This is a genomic window from Kitasatospora sp. NPDC004614, assembly GCF_042873675.1.
Classification (GTDB): Bacteria; Actinomycetota; Actinomycetes; order Streptomycetales; family Streptomycetaceae; genus Kitasatospora.
In genome coordinates this window covers 132,054-148,338 of record NZ_JBIALR010000013.1, presented here as the reverse complement: position 1 = coordinate 148,338, position 16,285 = coordinate 132,054, and the positions used below count along the sequence as shown (strand labels likewise).

Genomic DNA, 16,285 nt, shown 5'->3' with positions numbered 1-16,285 from the left:
CCGTCCGGACTGTCCGGCGCGCCTGCGAGGATGGAAGGCATGCAGGATGACCTCCCCGGCCTCGGCGGCCCCAGCCAGCAGCACCGCCCCGGCGGCTTCGCCCCCCTCGGAGCGGACGCCGTGCTGGCCGGACTCGACCCCGAACAGCGCGCCGTGGCCACCGCCCTGCACGGCCCGGTCTGCGTGCTGGCCGGCGCCGGCACCGGCAAGACCCGGGCCATCACTCACCGGATCGCCTACGGCGTGCGCAGCGGCGTCTACCAGCCCGCCCAGGTCCTCGCCGTCACCTTCACCGCCCGCGCCGCCGGCGAGATGCGCGGCCGGCTGCGCCAGCTCGGCGCCGAGGGCGTCCAGGCCCGCACCTTCCACTCCGCCGCGCTGCGCCAGCTCCAGTACTTCTGGCCGCGCGCCATCGGCGGAGACGTCCCCCGGCTGCTGGAGCGCAAGGTCCAGCTGGTCGCCGAGGCGGCCGGCCGCAGCGGCCTGCGCGTCCAGCGCACCGAACTGCGCGACCTGACGGCCGAGGTCGAATGGGCCAAGGTCACCCAGGTCGTCCCCGACGACTACCCGACCGCCGTCGCCAAGTCCGCCCGCGAGGCCCCGCGCGACCCGGCCGAGATCGCCCGGGTCTACGCCGCCTACGAGCAGACCAAGCGCGACCGCGGCCTGATCGACTTCGAGGACGTGCTGCTCCTCACCGCCGCCATCCTGGAGGACCGCCCGGAGATCGCCGACCGGGTCCGCGCCCAGTACCGGCACTTCACCGTCGACGAGTACCAGGACGTCTCCCCACTCCAGCAGCGCCTGCTGGAGCAGTGGACGGGCGGCGACGGCGGCGCCAGCCTCTGCGTGGTCGGCGACGCCAGCCAGACCATCTACTCCTTCACCGGCGCCACCCCCGACTACCTGCTGAACTTCCGTCAGCGCCACCCCGAGGCGACGGTGGTCAAGCTGGTGCGCGACTACCGCTCCACCCCGCAGGTGGTGCACCTGGCCAACGGCCTGCTCGCCCAGGCCCGCGGCCAGGCCGCCCAGCACCGCCTGGAGCTGATCTCCCAGCGCGAGGCCGGCCCCGAGCCGGTCTACCGCGAGTACCAGGACGAGCCCACCGAGGCGGAGTCCACCGCCCGGCTGATCCGCGACCTGCTCGGCACCGGCGTGCGGGCCAGCGAGATCGCCGTGCTGTTCCGCACCAACAGCCAGTCCGAGGTGTACGAGCAGGCGCTCGCCGACCTCGGCATCTCCTACCAGCTCAAGGGCGCCGAGCGGTTCTTCGAGCGGCCCGAGGTCCGGGAGGCCGGGGTGCTGCTCAAGGGCGCAGCCCGGGCCGCCGACGACCCGCTGACCGCCGGCGCGCCCGACCTCGCCGCCCAGGTCCGCGCGGTGCTCGCCACCCGCGGCTTCTCCGCCACCGCCCCGGCCGGCTCCGGCGCCGTCCGCGAGCGCTGGGAGTCGCTGAACGCGCTGGTCCGCCTCGCCGAGGAGTTCGAGACCGCCCGCACCGCCGCCGGCGAGCGCGCCGACCTCTCGGCCTACGTCGCCGAACTCGACGCCCGGGCCGCCGCCCAGCACGCCCCCGCCGTCGAGGGCGTCACGCTGGCCTCGCTGCACGCCGCCAAGGGCCTGGAGTGGGACGCGGTGTTCCTGGTCGGCCTCACCGAGGGCACGCTGCCGATCATCTACGCCAAGACCGACGAGCAGGTCGAGGAGGAGCGCCGCCTGCTGTACGTCGGCGTCACCCGGGCCCGCCGCTTCCTCACCCTCTCCTGGTCGCTGTCCCGCTCGCCGGGCGGCCGCGCCTCCCGCAAGCCCACCCGCTTCCTGGACGGCCTGCGCCCCGGCTCCTCCAGCTCCGGCCCGCGCACCCGCGGCGGGCGCGGGGGCATCGAGCCCGGCGCGGAGCGCCCGGCCGCGCGCCGGGTGCGCGGCCCCGTTAAGTGCCGGGTCTGCGACCGCACCCTGACCGAGGGCCGCGAGCTCAAGCTCCGCCGCTGCGAGGGCTGCCCCTCCAACATGGACGAGGCGCTGTTCGAGCGGCTGCGCGAGTGGCGCCTGGCCAAGGCCAAGGAACAGGGCGCCCCGGCCTACGTGGTGTTCACCGACGCCACCCTGGAGGCCATCGCGGAGGACGTGCCAGGCAGTCTCGCGGAGCTCTCCCGGATCTCCGGGGTGGGGGCCATGAAGCTGGACAAGTACGGCGCCGACGTGCTCTTGTTGTGTGCGGGGGAGAGTCCGGAGCTCGTGGGGGAGCCCGACGGGGAGCAGGTGCAGGACTCACCCGGGGACGAGGCCGCCGAGCAGGCCGAGAACTCACCGGAAAACTCGCCGGAAAAATAGTTTGCGCGCCGCGCGTACGGCGCAATAGCCTGCCGGAGCGGTCAAGGGGACGAGACCGCAACGCTCGCAGAGGGCTTGTTTCTGCGTGCGCTGACCATCAACCAGATATCGGAGCCCGGGGGACTGGGCACCGCGAGACGCCGAGAGGAGGCGAGTTCAGTGTCGACGAAGACGATCACCAAAATGATTGACCCGATGTCCACCCTCGCCATGCCCGCGCGCGTCCTCGTGCCGGGTCTGGGTCTCGACGTGGCCGGCGGCAACGCCGGAGTCCTGCTGATTGCTGAGCACTGCCTTGTCAGTGGTCGTGGCAATGCTGAGGGCACCAGTGTCGAGGCGGGTCCGTCCCGTGACCGGTCCATGTTTATCGATGGCATCACGCTGTCCGATGAGCGACCGACCAAGGCACCGAAGGCAGTAGTGGCAGAAGCGGCCCATGGTCGCTATGCGGCCGTCGTCGGTGCCGGAGTCAAGCAGCAGAAGCAGCAGAGCATTCTGGCCACGGCCGCCGTTCACGGCGCCGGAGCCGTCCGGAAGCAGGCTTTCCGCGGGCCTGGACCCTGGAGCGAACGACCCTGACGCAACCCGTCAGGGCGGTGCCTCCAGGGCCGCGGAAACCCAGCAACCGGGTTCCGCGGCCCTTCTGTTTTGTCCGGTACGCACGACCCACCCAGGCCCCACGCGGGCCTCCGGCCGAACTCGAACAACGAGCCCGGCCGGACCCATCAAAAGACGAGGAAGACGCCCACAGTGTCCACGGTCATCACACCGCCGCCCCTCCCGTCCGTACCCGACAAGACCATCAAGGCCGACCAGGCCGACCCCCCGGAGGTAACACTCATGCAGCTCACCGCCATCGACGAGGCTGACTCGCTCGGGCTTCCCATTCCGTGCCGGGCCTTCGACCCGGAGGTCTTCTTCGCGGAGACGCCCGCCGACGTCGAGTACGCCAAGTCGCTGTGTGGCACCTGCCCCGTCAAGGCCTCCTGCCTGACCGGCGCGCTCGAGCGCCGCGAGCCGTGGGGCGTCTGGGGTGGCGAGCTCTTCGTCCAGGGCGTCGTCGTCGCCCGCAAGCGTCCCCGTGGCCGTCCGCGCAAGACCGAGGTCATGGCGTGAACCCCGCAGCCCGTTCCCGCACCGAAGCCGCAGCCGTCCGCAGGGGAGAGCAGCCCCCGCTGGACACCGCACTGCGCGACTCGGTACGCCTCGCGGCCGCCAAGGCCGACTCCGAACTGACCCGTCCCTTCCCGACTACGCACCACGAGCAGGACCACCACATGAACCCCGCCGGCATCGATCCGACCGTCCGCTCCGAGCAGACCACCGAACTTCAGATCCAGAACAGGACCCTCGAGATGAATCTCCTCCAAGAATCCCTGGCGCGTGCGCATATGCAGGAACGCCTCCACGAGGCCGAGGAGCAACGCCTCGGCCTGCGGGTGATGCGCGCGACGCGACTGCGTCGTAAGGCCGAACAGGCCTCCCTGCGCGCCCGCAAGGCCCTTGCCGTCGCCCTGATGTGACGGACGCTCCACCCCCGCCGACCGGGCCCGTGCCCACGTCGGTGACCAACCCCTGAACGCCGATGGCCGACTCCTCTCCCGGGAGCCGGCCATCGGCGCGTCCAGTCGTTTCCCCGTCCAACTCCGCAGGGTCGTACTGTCGTTCGTCGCTCGAACGTGACGTGCGAGGATGTGCCGCATGTGGTCCTCCCTTCCGCTCGGCGAGCGGCTGCGTGCCGAGCTCGGTTCGCCGCGCAAGGTCCGCCGCCTGGCCAGCAGTCCGCGCTCCCGGGTCTGGCGGGCCGAACTGTCCGGCGCCCCGGTGGTGGTGAAGCAACTGGTCGACTCGCCCGGCGCCGACGACCGCTACGCCCGCGAGGCGGCCGCACTGTCCCTCGCCTCCCGGCGGGCCGGCCGCGCCGGTCGCCCCGTGGTGCCCACGCTGCTCGGTACCGACCCCGACGCGCGCATGGTGGTGCTGGAGCGCCTGGAGAACCGCACCCCCGGCCCCGGCTGGCAGATCGACTACGCCGTCGCGCTGGCCGGGCTGCACGCGAGCGCCCCCGCCGACCTGGACGACCTGGCCGGGACGGCCCCCGGCACCGCGCTGCCCGCCTGGACCGGACCGACCGGCCGCGACCTCGGCTGCTTCCTCGCGCTGGCCCGCGCCCTCGACGTCCCCGCCCCGCCCGGCGCCCGCGCCGAGGCCGAGGCACTGCTCGCCCGGCTCTCCGCCACCCCCGTCCGGCACGCGCTGCTGCACGGCGATCCCTGCCCCGGCAACGACCTGCACACCGCCGAGGGCGTCCGGTTCATCGACTTCGAGCAGTCCTCGCTCGGCCCGGGCGCGGCCGAATTCGCCTATCTGCGAATAGGTTTCCCCACCTGCTGGTGCTCCACCGCCCCGCCCGCCGACGTACTCACCGAGGCCGAGGCCGCCTACCGCACCGCCTGGCGAGCCGCCACCGGCACCGCGGCCGCCACCGACGCCGAGCTCGCCGACGCCTGCGCCGGCTGGCTGCTGCGCGGCGACGCCCTCGTCCCCAAGGCCGAACGCGGCCTCGCCGACCAACTCGCCCGCGTGCACCACGCGGACTGGACCTGGGGCAACGCCACCGCCCGCCGCCGCCTGGCGCACCGCCTCCGGGCCGTCGCCGCCCTGGCCGGCGAGGACAGCGCCCTCCCGGTCTTCGGCCGCTTCTGCGCCACCCTCGCCACCCGCGTCCGGACCGCCTGGCCGGCCGCCGGGCCGCTGCCGAGCGAACGCTCCTGACCCGCCGTCGGCTCCCGCCCGCCGGGCGCTCCCCGGCGGACCGTCAGGCGCGGACCACCCGCACCTTGCGGTACTCCATCGCCCTGGCCAGGAACTCCGGGTAGCTCCGCCCCGCGGGCAGGTCGGTCTCTTCCGCCAACTCCCGCTCCGTCGCGGCGAAGTCGTGCCAGACCAGGGTGAACGGCGGGACCGCGCCGAAGCCGCCGCCCAGGCAGTCCTCGAAGCCCATCGACTCCCGCCCGTAGTAGCCGCCCGGGCCGTTGATCGCCTCGCCCAGGGCGCAGTGCAGGCCGGTCTCGTCCTCGACGCCCGCGCCCGCCAGGTGGTACTCGCCGCCGGAGCGGTCCGGCTCGGGATCGCGCCGATTCAGCGCCAGCGACTGCCACTCCTCCTTGGCGGCGACGCTCAACCCGCGCCAGCTGCCCGGCTGCTGCGGCGGCCCGGGCTGCCACTGCCGCCAGACCTCGCGGGCGGCCGAGCCGGGCAGCAGGCCGGGCGAGACCGACAGATCCACGTCCAGCAGGCCGCCGCGGAGCACCGACGGCGAGGTGCCGTCGATGCTCAGCCCGGTGGGGACGCGGGCCATGACCCGGCCGGTGTCGTCCAGTGCCCACAGCTCGGTGTAGGCGGGCCAACGCTGACTCCCGCTGTCCAACTGCGCCCGCAGCGGCTCGGTGGGCTCGAAGCCGATCAGCCGCACCGGCAGCGACGTGCACCCGGGCCGGCTCTTCAGCAGCCCCGCCACCAGCACGCACGTCGTCAGGGGCTCGTCCTGGCTGCCCACCAACTCGAAGCTCTCGCACGGGTCCTGGGCGAAGCGGAAGTCCTCCACCTTGCCGATCGCCGCCGAGACCACCAGGTTGACCAGCGCCGGATCAGCGGAGTACGGCCCGACCACGAGGACTTCCGCGTCCAGCAGCTCCCACCAGTGCTCCCGCCCGGCGTCCGACCGCCCCCTGATCACGGCCGACCCGAGCCATCCCGCCGTCACGCCCGGCGTGCAGCCGCGCAGTACCAGGACCTCGCGCGGTGGCGGCGGCGGGTCGGCGAACAGCCCCTCGACGGCGGCGCACCGGCCGAGCAGCAGGTCCACACCGATCGCGTCCTCGTCGTCGCGCTCGCCGACGATCAGGAACCGCACCGGGAACGGCTGTTCCCACCGGGTGTGGTCCGCCACCTGCATGCCCGTGCCCTCTTCCGTCCGTGCGGCCGGCGTCTATTCGGGCTCGGCGAAGCCGGGCAGCCAGTGGAGGAGTTCCTCGTGCAGGCGGACAGTGGCGCCGAGCTGGCAGAGCACACCGATGGTGGAGAGCGTAACGCGGTGAATCAGCAGGTAGGAGGGCGGGAGGTTGAGCTGCTTGCCGAGGTTGTAGGCGGGGGAGCGCGGGTCGGCGATTCGGGCGGCCTGGGTGCGCATCCACTCGCGGCTGAAGGTGAACTGCTCGGCACGGGTGGGTTCGATGATGGGCACCAGGTAGTCGAGCACCGCGTCCGGATCGAGCGAGATGGTGGGGCGGACGAAGCCCTCCTGCTTGAGCAGGTCGTAGACGGCGCCTGCGTCGCCCGCCAGGGCGAGCCGCAGGGAGGTGCCGATCGGGCGGGGCAGACCGCCGGGGAGGCGGTCGACGGTGCCGAAGTCGAGCACGCCGAGCTGCCAACTGGAGGCGGCCCGGCCGGTCTTGACGAGCCGGAAATTGCCGGGGTGCGGGTCGGCGTGCAGCAGGCCGGTGCGGGCCGGGCCGGCGAACAGGAAGCGGGCGAGCAGCTGCCCGGCCCGGTCGCGTTCGGTCCGGGTGCCGTCGGAGATGACCTGGGACAGCGGCTTGCCGTCCAGCCACTCGGTGACCAGCACCCGCCCGGACTGGGCGACCACCCGGGGCACCCGGATGTCGGCGTCGTCGGCGAACTCCTGGGCGTGCAACTGCTGCGACTCGGCCTCCAACTGGTAGTCGAGCTCCTCGGTGACCCGCTCGCGCAGTTCGGCGATCAGCGGCTTGATGTCCATGCCCGGGATCAGCGGGCCCAGCATCCGGGCCAGCCGGGCGAGTTGGCCGAGGTCGCTGAGCAGGGCGTCGCCCGCGCCCGGGTACTGGATCTTGACCGCGACGTCCCGCCCGTCCTGCCAGACGGCCCGGTGCACCTGGCCGATGGAGGCGGCGGCGGACGGCTGGTCGGAGAAGGAGCGGAAGTTGGCGGCCCAGCCGTCGCCCAGGTCGGCGGCCAGCACCGAGTGCACGGTGCGGGTCGGCATGGCCGGGGCGGAGTCCTGGAGCTTGGTCAGTGCGGCCCGGTAGGGGCCCGCCACGTCCTCCGGGAGGGCCGATTCGAAGACCGACATGGCCTGCCCGAACTTCATCGCACCTCCCTTCAACTTGCCGAGCGTGGCGAAGAGTTGCTCGGCGGTCTGGGCCTGGAGCTCGGCCGCGACCTCCTCCGCCGGACGCCCGCCGAGCCGCTTGCCCAGGCCGAGCGTGGCACGGCCGGCGAAGCTCAGCGGCAGCGCCGCCAGCCGGGCCGTACGGGAGACCGCCTTGCGCGGCATCTCAGACATCGGCCGTCTCCGTTCGGACCGTGCGGTCAACAGCGGCCGTCGCCGTCGCCAAACCAGCCGTCGCCACATGCCGCCGGGCCGCCGCCGGGCGCGGGTGGGCGACCGGTCGCGCCGTGCCGGTCACTGCCTTGCGCGGTAGATCGCTCACCGGACCTCCAGATCAGCCGGACCGACCGGCGGCCCCCCGCCGGCGGTGGTGCGTGGACTCCCGGGGCCCGCCCGGCGCTCCTCCCCGCCGGGCCGCGCGCTCCGGAGGTGTGCACCGGGCAGGGCGTGCGGTGGATCGGCTGGGTCTCGCCGGACGGACCCGAAGGCATGTCCTATGCCATTGTGCCCGCTTGGGCGGGTGTGACGGACTGCCACAGGCAACCGCAGTCGGGGTGACTGCGCAGCCGCAGCCTCCGCACCATGCCGTCGGCCGCGGACAGTTCGCACCAGCCGTCCACGCTCGGTGGCAACACCCCGTCCAGGTACAGCTGGACGTGCAGGGCGGCGAGCCCGGCGATGGAGGCGGCGACCGCGCCGTCGCAGGCCGGGGCGCGGGGGCGGCCGGGGCCTTCGTCGATCAGCTGGGCGAGCAGCCGGGGCCAGGCCTCGTCCTCGTCCCGCCGGGCCAGGGTGGCGCAGCTGCCGCAGGCGGAGGCCCCCGGGACGACCAACGGGCCGACCACACCGAGGTGTTCGAGCACCCCGGTGTACAGGTGCGGAATGCCGGCCCGCATCAACTCCTGGGCGTCGACGGCGGCGCCGGTGTACGCGGCGGAGCCGTCCCGCGGGGCGAGCACCACCAGGGTGGGCGGTGGGGGAGTGGCGGGCGGCCGCTTGTAGCGCTCGCCGACCGGGGCACCGATGGCGCGGTGCACCAACTCGCGGGCGGCGGTGGCACGCAGCCGCCCGACGTCTCCCGGCGGGAAACCGCCGGGTGCGCAGTCCCGGACGGTGACCCGGCCGCGGTCGAGTACGGCGACCTCGCCGATGCCGCCGGCGGCCAGCGCGGTGCCGACGGCCGCGCCGACCCGCCCCGCACCGCGCACCTCGACCCGGGCCGCGGCACGGCTCTGCACCACGGCGGCGGCCTCCTCGGGCGCGGGGTGCACCAGGGAGAGCGAGGCGAGGTCGGGCCCGAGCAACTCCCGGCGGGCCGGCGGGTGCAGCTCCAGCACGTTGGCCAAGGCCTCGGTGTCGTCCAGCAGTTCACTCCGGGCGAGCGAGTCGAGCATGCCCTGGCAGTACTCGGAGCTCAGGCCGATCCGCTTCCCGGCGGCGACCAGCGCGGGCCCGTCCCGGGTGCCGTCGATCAGTTCCAGGAACATGGCGAGCTTGCGGTCGACGCCTTCGATCAGGCGGGCGTGCCGCCGGACGGTGCCGAACTGCAGGGTCTGCTTCTCCCGCCAGAGCCGGGACAGGGCGGGCTTGATCACGGGGCGCATGTCGGTCCTCCAAGCGTCGGTCTCCGGCGTCCCGGTCGAGGCGTCGGATCAACTGGTGACCGCAGCATGCCCGCGACCTTCCGTACACGAAAGCGCGTTGTCCACAGGCCCGTACTGACAATCCGGTCATCACCGTGCACAGCCTGTGGACAACGCGCCCGGGTGGTCCCCGGGGCCGCGCCGTCCCGGTGCCGGACTTCTGTCGCGAGGACGGGGTAACGTCCATGCCATGGCAGCCGAACGCGACTCCCATCGGTCGGCGTCGCGTAGGCGTGCCCGGGCGGCCTCCGGGTCCACGGCCGCGGCGCCCGGTGCGCATGCCAGCACCGAGGCCGACCGGGCCCGCGGCCCCGAGCGGGGCATCGACCGCAGCAAGGTCGAGGTGCGCCGCAGCGCCCGCCGCAGCCGCACCGTCTCCGCCTACCGCGAGGGCGACCGCACCGTGGTGCTGATCCCGGCCCGGATGTCGCACGCCGAGGAACAGCGCTGGGTGGCGCAGATGCTCGACAAACTGGCCGCGCAGGAGAAGCGCCGGGTGCTCGGCGACGAGGCCCTGCAGGCCCGGGCCACCGAGCTCTCCGAGCTGTACCTGGGCGGCCGCGCCGAGCCCGACCAGGTCCGCTGGGTGACCAACCAGAACTCCCGCTGGGGCTCGTGCACCCCCAGCGAGCGCACCATCCGGCTCTCCCACCGTCTCCAGGGCATGCCCGAGTACGTGGTGGACTACGTGCTGCTGCACGAGCTCGCCCACCTGCTGGTGCCCGACCACGGCCCCCGGTTCTGGGCGCTGCTGGACGCCTACCCGCGCACCGAGCGGGCTCGCGGCTACCTGGAGGGCGTCGCCTCCGCCGCCCGGCTGCCGCACATCCCCGGCGCCCGGAACACCTGACGGTCTCCCGGACGCGCGACGCCCCCCGGACGCGCGACGACCCCCGCCGGACCCGTCAGGGCCCCGCAGGGGTCGAAAGCGAGTGGCCTCGGAAGCGAGTGGCCGCGAGTGGCCTCAGACCAGCGCCCGGGCCCGCGCCACCAGGTCGCGCACCGAGTGGTCGGTGTCGGCCGGCAGCTGCTCCCAGCCGAACCAGCGCAGGTCCAGCGACTCCTCGCTGATCAGCTCGCGCGCCCCGGCCGGGGCGAGGGCGACGTACTGCACGTCCAGGTGGATGTTCTCCGGCCGGTCCTTGCCCAGGCAGTGCACGTGGTGCCGGTCCAGCTTCACCGGCGCGGTGCGCCCGCCGACCGCGAGCAGCTCCAGTTCGGCGATGCCGGACTCCTCGACGGCCTCGCGCAGCGCCGCCGCGGCCAGCGTCTCGTCCCCGGGCTCGCAGTGGCCGCCCATCTGCAGCCACCTGCCGACCTTGGGGTGCAGCGTCAGCAGCACCCGCCCCTCGGCCGGGTCGACCACCAGCGCGCTGGCGGTGATGTGGCCGGGCAGGCAGGCCCGCCACAGGCCGTCGGGGTGGGCCGCCAGGTGCGCCAGGTAGTCGCGGCGCAGCTCCTGCTGGCCGTCCTCGTCGGGCGCCCAGTCGGTCAGCGCGCGGACGGCATCGGTGTGCAGCGACGTCACTTGGTGTCGCCCTCCGTGCCGTCGTCGTCCTTGTCCGGGGCGGACTTGCCCGAAGCGGGCTTGTCGGAGTCGCCCTCGGTGGAGGCGTCGCCCTCGGTGGAGGCGTCGCCCTTGGTCAGGTCGGGCTTCCCGGCGCCGCCGCCCGCGGCCTCGCCGAGCAGCTTGTTCAGCGCGTCGAAGTCGAAGCCGCCTTCGGTCTCGGCGGTGGTGTCGCGGTGCACGAAGCCGTCCGGGTCGTCCAGGTCGGCGGCGGTGGGCAGCATGTCGGGGTGGCTCCAGAGCGCGTCCCGGCCCTCGACGCCGCGGGCGTCGGCGAGCGAGGCCCACAGGCGGGAGGCGTCGCGCAGGCGGCGCGGGCGGAGCTCCAGGCCGACCAGGGTGGCGAAGGTCTGCTCGGCGGGGCCGCCGGTGGCGCGGCGACGGCGGAGCGTCTCGCGCAGGGCGGCGGCGTGCGGCAGGTGCGGGGTGGCGGCGGCGTGCACGACGGCGTCGACCCAGCCCTCGACCAGGGCGAGCGCGGTCTCCAGCCGGGCCAGCGCGGCCTTCTGCTCGGGGGTGTCCTCGGGCTGCAGCAGGCCGCCGGCCAGCGCGTCCTGCAGGGCCTCGGGGTTGCTCGGGTCGAGCTGGCCGACCAGCTCCTCCATCCGCGAGGTGTCGACCTTGATGCCGCGCGCGTACGCCTCGACGGCGCCGAACAGGTGTGCCCGCAGCCACGGCACGTGGGCGAAGAGCCGCTGGTGGGCGGCCTCGCGCAGGGCCAGGTAGAGCCGGACCTCCTCGGCGGGCACGTTCAGGCCGTCACCGAACTCGGCGATGTTCTGCGGCAGCAGCGCGGCCTTCCCGGCGGGGGCGAGCGGCAGGCCGACGTCGGTGGAGCCGAGCACCTCGGCGGCCAGCGCGCCGAGCGCCTGCCCGATCTGGGTGCCGAACATGGCGCCGCCCATGGAGCGCATCATGCCCATCAGCGGCCCGGCCATGGCCTGCATCTCCTCGGGCAGCACGCCGCCCATGGCGTTGCCGACCCGCTCGGCGACCGGGTCGACCAGGTCCTTCCACACCGGCAGGGTGGCCTCGATCCACTCGGCGCGGCTCCACGCCACGGCCGCCGAGGAGGTGGACGGGAACTCGGTCGCCGAGTCCAGCCACAGGTCGGCAAGCCGGACCGACTCGACGACGGCGGTGCGCTCGGCGGCGCCCACCGAGCGGTCCTTGGTCTTCCCCTCGGGCTGCTCGGCGACCACGGTCTGCCGGGCGATGTTCTTGGCCAGCTCCCAGTTCACCGGGCCGCCCTCGAACGAGAGCATCTGCCCGAGCTGCTGGAACGCCGCGCCCAGGTCGTTGGGGTTGAAGCCGCCCATCATCGCGGCGAACGGGTTGTCGCCGCCCGCCCCGCCGGCGCCGCCCATGCCGAACAGCGCCCCGAAGGGGTTTCCGTTGCCGAAGCCGAACGGCTGCGGGGTCGAGTCGCCCTGCTCGCCGTCCTTCTTGCCCTTGTTCTTGCCGTCCTCGGGCTCCTCGGGGGGAACGCCGAATCCGAAGGGGAGGTCGCTCACGGGGTCCTCGATCTGATCGGCCGTCACGCGGGTGTGGCGGGAAATTCTGTTGCCCGGAGGCTCCGGGCAGTTTCAATAGTCTCGCGGCCAATGGTCTCGCGGCCGACCGCGCCGGGTGCACCGCTGGGGCCGAGCCTCGGGCAGGATGGACAGTGCGTGACACTCGTGCGTACGCACTTAAGCTAACCGTGGAGGATGGCCGGTGAGTTCCCCGCCTTCGGACGTTCGCTCTGGGCTGACCGAGGGCGAGGACGTGCCGGCCGACGCCGGTTCGCCGCCTCCAGCCTACGGCGGCAAACCGCTCACCGTGGCCGTCACGGGCGCCGCCGGCGTGCTCGGCGAGCGCGTCGCCCAGCGCCTGGTGGCCTCCCCGCACGTCCGCCGGGTGCTCGCGGTGGACGACCGCCGCGGCGAAGTACCCGGCGTGCACTGGCGGGTACTCGACGTGCGCGACCCGGCGGTGGCCGAGCGGCTGTCCGGCGTGGACGTGGTGGTGCACCTGGCGATGGACCTCGGCATGGAGTCCGACCCGCGCACCCGCAGCGCCTACAACGTGCGCGGCGCACAGACCGTGCTGACCGCCGCCGCGGCGGCCGGCGTGCACAGGGTGGTGCTGTGCACCTCCGCGATGGTCTACGGGGCGCTGGCCGACAACGAAGTCCCGCTCGCCGAGGACTCCGAACTGCGGGCCACCGAGGAGGCCTCGCTGGTCGGCGACCTGCTGGAGATCGAACGGCTCGCCCGCCGCGCCCCGCGCGCCCACCCCGGGCTGCAGATCACCGTGCTGCGCCCGGCCGTGGTGGTCGGCCCCGGCATCGACACCGTGCTCACCCGCCACTTCGAGGCCCCGCGCCTGCTGGTGGTGGCCGGCTCCCGCCCGTGCTGGCAGTTCTGCCACCTCGACGACCTGGCCTCGGCGCTGGAGTACGCCGCCCTCGGCCTGGTCGAGGGCGAGGTGACGGTCGGCTGCGACGGCTGGCTGGAGCAGGAGGACGTGGAGGAGCTGTCCGGGATCCGCCGGATGGAACTGCCCGCCTCGCTGGCCCTGGGCACCGCCGCCCGGCTGCACCGCCTCGGCCTGACCCCGGCCCCGGCCGGTGATCTCGCCTACACCATGTACCCGTGGGTGGTCTCCGGCAGCCGGCTGCATGAGGCGGGCTGGCGGCCCAAGCACACCAACGAGGAGGTGCTGGCCGAGCTGCTCGCCCAGGTGTCCGGCAAGCACGCGGTGGCCGGTCGCCGGCTGGGCGGCAAGGAGGCCGCCACCAGCCTGGGCGCGGCCGGTGCGACGGTGGCCCTGATCGGTACGGCGGCGCTGGTCCGCCGGGCCCGCAAGCACCGCCGGATCTGACCGTCGGGTTCGTCGCACCGCGGACGGCCGTTCCGCGGTCCGAAGCCTGCTGCCGGGGCCCGGGTCGGATACGGAATGATGAGGGGCATGTCCGAGAACCACGACCCGATCCGGCTGCTCGCCGTCCGCGAGACGCCGCTCTCCCTCGACGAGGTGCACGCGGCGGTCGGTGACGACGCGGCGGGCGGCACCACGCTGTTCGTCGGCACGGTGCGCGACCACGACGGCGGGAAGGCGGTCACGGCGCTGGAGTACAGCGCCCATCCGACCGCCGAGCGGGAGCTGCGCCGGATCGCGGAGAAGGTCTGCGCGGACTTCCCGGTCCGGGCGCTGGCGGCTGTGCACCGTACCGGACGGCTGGAGATCGGCGACGTCGCGGTGATCGTCGCGGTGTCCTGTCCGCACCGCGGCGAGGCGTTCGAGGCCTCGCGTCGGCTGATCGACGACCTCAAGCACGAGGTGCCGATCTGGAAACACCAGGTTTTCGCCGACGGCGAGGAGGAATGGGTCGGAGCGGGGTCCTGCTGACCGCCCGTGTCCGCTCCGCGTCCCGCTCGTTCCCCGTTCGGGGGTATCTCGGAACGGTGGGCACGCCACGCCGTCCCGTAACTCGGACACCGCACGCGCCGTTCCCCCAGTAGGCGGCTAATCTGCTGATACGCATGACGAGCCTGTGGGGAGTTCGAAGATGGCTGCGCTTGCCTGGTTGATCATTCCTGTAGTGGCCGGACTGCTGGCCTCCGTCTGGGCGGGATGGGCGGCACGACCGCCGCGCTCCATCACCGACCCGTCCTCGCTCGCCGAACACGAACGCTTCCGCGCCGCGATGGAGCGCAGCACCGGCAGCGAACGTTCCGGCGGCAAGTAGCGCCGCGGGAGGCGCTGGTAGGAGCACGACGACGGGCCGCAGAGCGGTGCATCGCGACCCGGACTTCCCGTACTGTCGTGCCATGCCACGCCGATCGGCGACGATGCTCGCCGCCACCCTGCTGCTGATAGGCCTGCTCTGTGCCTCGGTCCTGATGAAGGTGCCGTTCACCGAGATGAGCCCGGGGCCGACGTACAACACCCTCGGCGTGCAGGACAAGACCGGCACCCCGGTGATCACCATCACCGGGCGCGACACCTACCCGACCAGCGGTCACCTCAACATGACCACGGTCCAGGTCACCGGGGCGAACTACCAGCCCAGCCTGATCTCCGCGATCGTCGGCTGGATGCGGGGCGACGTGCTGGTGGTGCCGCACGACAACGTGTACCCGAAGGGCCAGACCGACCAGGAGGCCCAGCAGCAGAACGCGGAGGAGTTCGCCTCCTCCGAGGACAGCGCGAAGACCGCCGCGCTGAAGCAGCTGGACATCCCGGTCACCACCCAGATCATCGTCTCCTCGGTGACCTCCGGCGGCCCCTCGGAGGGCAAGCTGCACGCGGGCGACCAGATCGTCGCGGTGGACGGGACGGCGATCACCAGCCGGACCCAGGTCGCCGAGCAGGTGATGAAGCACAAGCCCGGCGAGACCGCCGTCTTCACCGTCGTCCCGCACGCCAAGACCGGCTCGACGACTCCGGATCCGGCGGACCAGCAGCAGGTTTCCATCACCACCGGCAAGGCACCGGACGAGGAGCGGGCCATCGTCGGCATCACGCCCGGCGTCGACCACGTCTACCCGTTCAAGATCGACATCGGCCTGCAGGACGTCGGCGGCCCCAGCGCCGGCCTGATGTTCGCCCTCGGCATCGTCGACAAGCTCACCCCCACCGACCTCACCGGCGGCAAGTTCGTGGCGGGCACCGGCACCATCGACGACACCGGCGCGGTCGGGCCGATCGGTGGCATTCAGATGAAGCTGATCGCGGCCCGCGACAAGGGCGCCGAGTACTTCTTCACCCCGGCGGACAACTGCTCGGAGGCGACGAAGGGGACGCCGTCCGGGCTCACGCTGGTGAAGGTCGACAATCTGGCGGGGGCGGTCAAGGCGCTCGACTCCATCCGGAGTGGGGACAAGGCGGCGCTGCCCAGCTGCAACAAGTAGTGGCTGTCCCGGAAAGGTCGCGACGGACGGCAAGTCATTGCCCCGCGTCGCGACCTTTCCGTTGGGTGCGTTCCCCGCGCCCTGGGTCTGCCCTTACTGGAACGTCGCGAGCAGGGCCTGGGTGAGGTTGGGGACCAGGTCGGGGCCGGTGAGGACCTCGCGGGCGATGTCCTTCTCGCGCAGGCGCAGGGCGACCTCGCGGGCGCCGTCGCGCAGGACGGCGGCGGTGATGCGGACTTCCTGGCGCTGGGGGTGGGTGGCCACCCAGTCGTTGATCTCCTGCTCGGTGGCGTTCTTCGGGCGGGAGGATTCGGCGCCGGGCGGGAGCATGAGCCGTTCGACGACCAGGGCGCAGCCGACCACGCCGTCGGGCCAGGCGATGGTGCCGAGGAAGCGGTCGAGTTCGGTGCCCGCGGGGATCTCCTCCTGCTCGACCGGGGTGAGGCCGGTCGGGTTCTCGTCCAGGCCGAGCTGGGTGGCGAGCCGCGGATTGGCCTTGCGCATCTGGGCGTTGTCGACCAGGGCGAAGAGGCGGGCGGGGTTGTCCCAGCCGAGGGTGGCGGCGTGCTCGTCGATCTCCAGCGCGGCCCGGGTGAGGGGGGTGGCGGCGGGCATGCCGGCGGCGGCGGAGGTCAGGTCAGGGGAGTCGGACATGGGGCCATCCTCACATGTCCGGGGGGGCCGTCTC

16 protein-coding genes are annotated in these 16,285 nt (G+C 73.4%); 10 read left to right on the top strand and 6 right to left on the bottom strand.

The features are described from left to right. The first annotated feature begins 30 nt into the window (after positions 1–30). The 5 genes from ACFYST_RS25040 (at position 31) to ACFYST_RS25020 (ending at position 5,112) form a co-directional block, all read left to right on the top strand. Positions 31–2,337: an ATP-dependent DNA helicase UvrD2 gene (locus tag ACFYST_RS25040; protein WP_387865580.1), complete on the top strand. Its 2,307-nt coding sequence runs from the start codon at positions 31–33 to the stop codon at positions 2,335–2,337. A gap of 159 nt (positions 2,338–2,496) precedes the next feature. Then, complete coding sequence (locus ACFYST_RS25035) at positions 2,497–2,916, top strand: hypothetical protein (protein ID WP_387637536.1); 420 nt, start codon at positions 2,497–2,499, stop codon at positions 2,914–2,916. Between the two features lie 171 nt (positions 2,917–3,087). Further along, positions 3,088–3,453, top strand: a complete 366-nt coding sequence (locus ACFYST_RS25030) for a WhiB family transcriptional regulator (RefSeq protein ID WP_387637533.1) — start codon at positions 3,088–3,090, stop codon at positions 3,451–3,453. Beyond that, positions 3,450–3,860, top strand: coding sequence for a hypothetical protein (locus tag ACFYST_RS25025; RefSeq protein WP_387637530.1), 411 nt, complete (start codon positions 3,450–3,452; stop codon positions 3,858–3,860). Before ACFYST_RS25030 ends, ACFYST_RS25025 begins: the two co-directional genes overlap by 4 nt. A 178-nt stretch (positions 3,861–4,038) precedes the next feature. Continuing rightward, on the top strand, positions 4,039–5,112 hold the full coding sequence (locus ACFYST_RS25020; RefSeq protein WP_387865577.1) for a phosphotransferase: 1,074 nt from the start codon (positions 4,039–4,041) through the stop codon (positions 5,110–5,112). Positions 5,113–5,155: 43 nt separating this feature from the next. On the opposite strand, the gene ACFYST_RS25015 is transcribed toward ACFYST_RS25020, so the two are convergent. The 3 genes from ACFYST_RS25015 to ACFYST_RS25005 all read right to left on the bottom strand — a co-directional run bounded on the left by ACFYST_RS25015 (position 5,156) and on the right by ACFYST_RS25005 (position 9,093). Continuing rightward, positions 5,156–6,295: a hypothetical protein gene (locus ACFYST_RS25015; protein WP_387865575.1), complete on the bottom strand. Its 1,140-nt coding sequence runs from the start codon at positions 6,293–6,295 to the stop codon at positions 5,156–5,158. A 33-nt stretch (positions 6,296–6,328) separates the two neighbouring features. Then, positions 6,329–7,663, bottom strand: a complete 1,335-nt coding sequence (locus ACFYST_RS25010; protein WP_387865572.1) for an ABC1 kinase family protein — start codon at positions 7,661–7,663, stop codon at positions 6,329–6,331. 320 nt (positions 7,664–7,983) lie between these two features. Then, positions 7,984–9,093 carry a ThiF family adenylyltransferase gene (locus ACFYST_RS25005; RefSeq protein WP_387637521.1) on the bottom strand — a complete coding sequence of 370 codons (1,110 nt, stop codon included), beginning with the start codon at positions 9,091–9,093 and terminating at the stop codon, positions 7,984–7,986. A 229-nt stretch (positions 9,094–9,322) separates the two neighbouring features. On the opposite strand from ACFYST_RS25005, the gene ACFYST_RS25000 reads away from it, so the two are divergent. After that, entirely contained in the window at positions 9,323–9,982 is a 660-nt protein-coding gene (locus ACFYST_RS25000; RefSeq protein WP_387637518.1) for a M48 family metallopeptidase, read from the top strand. Positions 9,983–10,096: 114 nt separating this feature from the next. Here ACFYST_RS25000 and ACFYST_RS24995 read toward each other — a convergent pair whose 3' ends face one another. Both ACFYST_RS24995 and ACFYST_RS24990 read right to left on the bottom strand, forming a co-directional pair. Next, a complete protein-coding gene (locus ACFYST_RS24995; RefSeq protein ID WP_387637516.1) occupies positions 10,097–10,660 on the bottom strand; it encodes an NUDIX hydrolase in 564 nt (187 codons plus the stop codon). Further along, positions 10,657–12,213, bottom strand: coding sequence for a zinc-dependent metalloprotease (locus tag ACFYST_RS24990; RefSeq protein ID WP_387865570.1), 1,557 nt, complete (start codon positions 12,211–12,213; stop codon positions 10,657–10,659). The genes ACFYST_RS24995 and ACFYST_RS24990 overlap by 4 nt, the downstream gene beginning before the upstream one ends. Positions 12,214–12,415: 202 nt before the next feature. On the opposite strand from ACFYST_RS24990, the gene ACFYST_RS24985 reads away from it, so the two are divergent. From ACFYST_RS24985 to ACFYST_RS24970, 4 genes are all read left to right on the top strand, one after another. Then, positions 12,416–13,564: an NAD-dependent epimerase/dehydratase family protein gene (locus tag ACFYST_RS24985; protein WP_387637512.1), complete on the top strand. Its 1,149-nt coding sequence runs from the start codon at positions 12,416–12,418 to the stop codon at positions 13,562–13,564. Positions 13,565–13,642: 78 nt separating this feature from the next. Further along, entirely contained in the window at positions 13,643–14,092 is a 450-nt protein-coding gene (locus ACFYST_RS24980) for a molybdenum cofactor biosynthesis protein MoaE (protein WP_387865567.1), read from the top strand. Positions 14,093–14,252: 160 nt separating this feature from the next. Then, positions 14,253–14,432, top strand: a complete 180-nt coding sequence (locus tag ACFYST_RS24975) for a hypothetical protein (RefSeq protein WP_387637507.1) — start codon at positions 14,253–14,255, stop codon at positions 14,430–14,432. Positions 14,433–14,514: 82 nt separating this feature from the next. Beyond that, positions 14,515–15,597, top strand: coding sequence for a PDZ domain-containing protein (locus ACFYST_RS24970; RefSeq protein ID WP_387637504.1), 1,083 nt, complete (start codon positions 14,515–14,517; stop codon positions 15,595–15,597). A 93-nt stretch (positions 15,598–15,690) separates the two neighbouring features. On the opposite strand, the gene ACFYST_RS24965 is transcribed toward ACFYST_RS24970, so the two are convergent. After that, positions 15,691–16,251, bottom strand: a complete 561-nt coding sequence (locus ACFYST_RS24965) for a PPA1309 family protein (protein WP_387865564.1) — start codon at positions 16,249–16,251, stop codon at positions 15,691–15,693. Positions 16,252–16,285: the final 34 nt, after the last annotated feature.

Excerpts from the sequence above, each read along its gene's own strand:
- ACFYST_RS25015 (WP_387865575.1), bottom strand. The coding sequence starts at position 6,295 with ATGCAGGTGGCGGACCACACCCGGTGGGAACAGCCGTTCCCGGTGCGG.
- ACFYST_RS25010 (WP_387865572.1), bottom strand. The coding sequence starts at position 7,663 with ATGTCTGAGATGCCGCGCAAGGCGGTCTCCCGTACGGCCCGGCTGGCG.
- ACFYST_RS24975 (WP_387637507.1), top strand. The coding sequence starts at position 14,253 with ATGGCTGCGCTTGCCTGGTTGATCATTCCTGTAGTGGCCGGACTGCTG.
- ACFYST_RS25000 (WP_387637518.1), top strand. The coding sequence starts at position 9,323 with ATGGCAGCCGAACGCGACTCCCATCGGTCGGCGTCGCGTAGGCGTGCC.
- ACFYST_RS24970 (WP_387637504.1), top strand. The coding sequence starts at position 14,515 with ATGCCACGCCGATCGGCGACGATGCTCGCCGCCACCCTGCTGCTGATA.
- ACFYST_RS24965 (WP_387865564.1), bottom strand. The coding sequence starts at position 16,251 with ATGTCCGACTCCCCTGACCTGACCTCCGCCGCCGCCGGCATGCCCGCC.
- ACFYST_RS25005 (WP_387637521.1), bottom strand. The coding sequence starts at position 9,093 with ATGCGCCCCGTGATCAAGCCCGCCCTGTCCCGGCTCTGGCGGGAGAAG.
- ACFYST_RS25020 (WP_387865577.1), top strand. The coding sequence starts at position 4,039 with ATGTGGTCCTCCCTTCCGCTCGGCGAGCGGCTGCGTGCCGAGCTCGGT.
- ACFYST_RS24980 (WP_387865567.1), top strand. The coding sequence starts at position 13,643 with ATGAGGGGCATGTCCGAGAACCACGACCCGATCCGGCTGCTCGCCGTC.
- ACFYST_RS25040 (WP_387865580.1), top strand. The coding sequence starts at position 31 with ATGGAAGGCATGCAGGATGACCTCCCCGGCCTCGGCGGCCCCAGCCAG.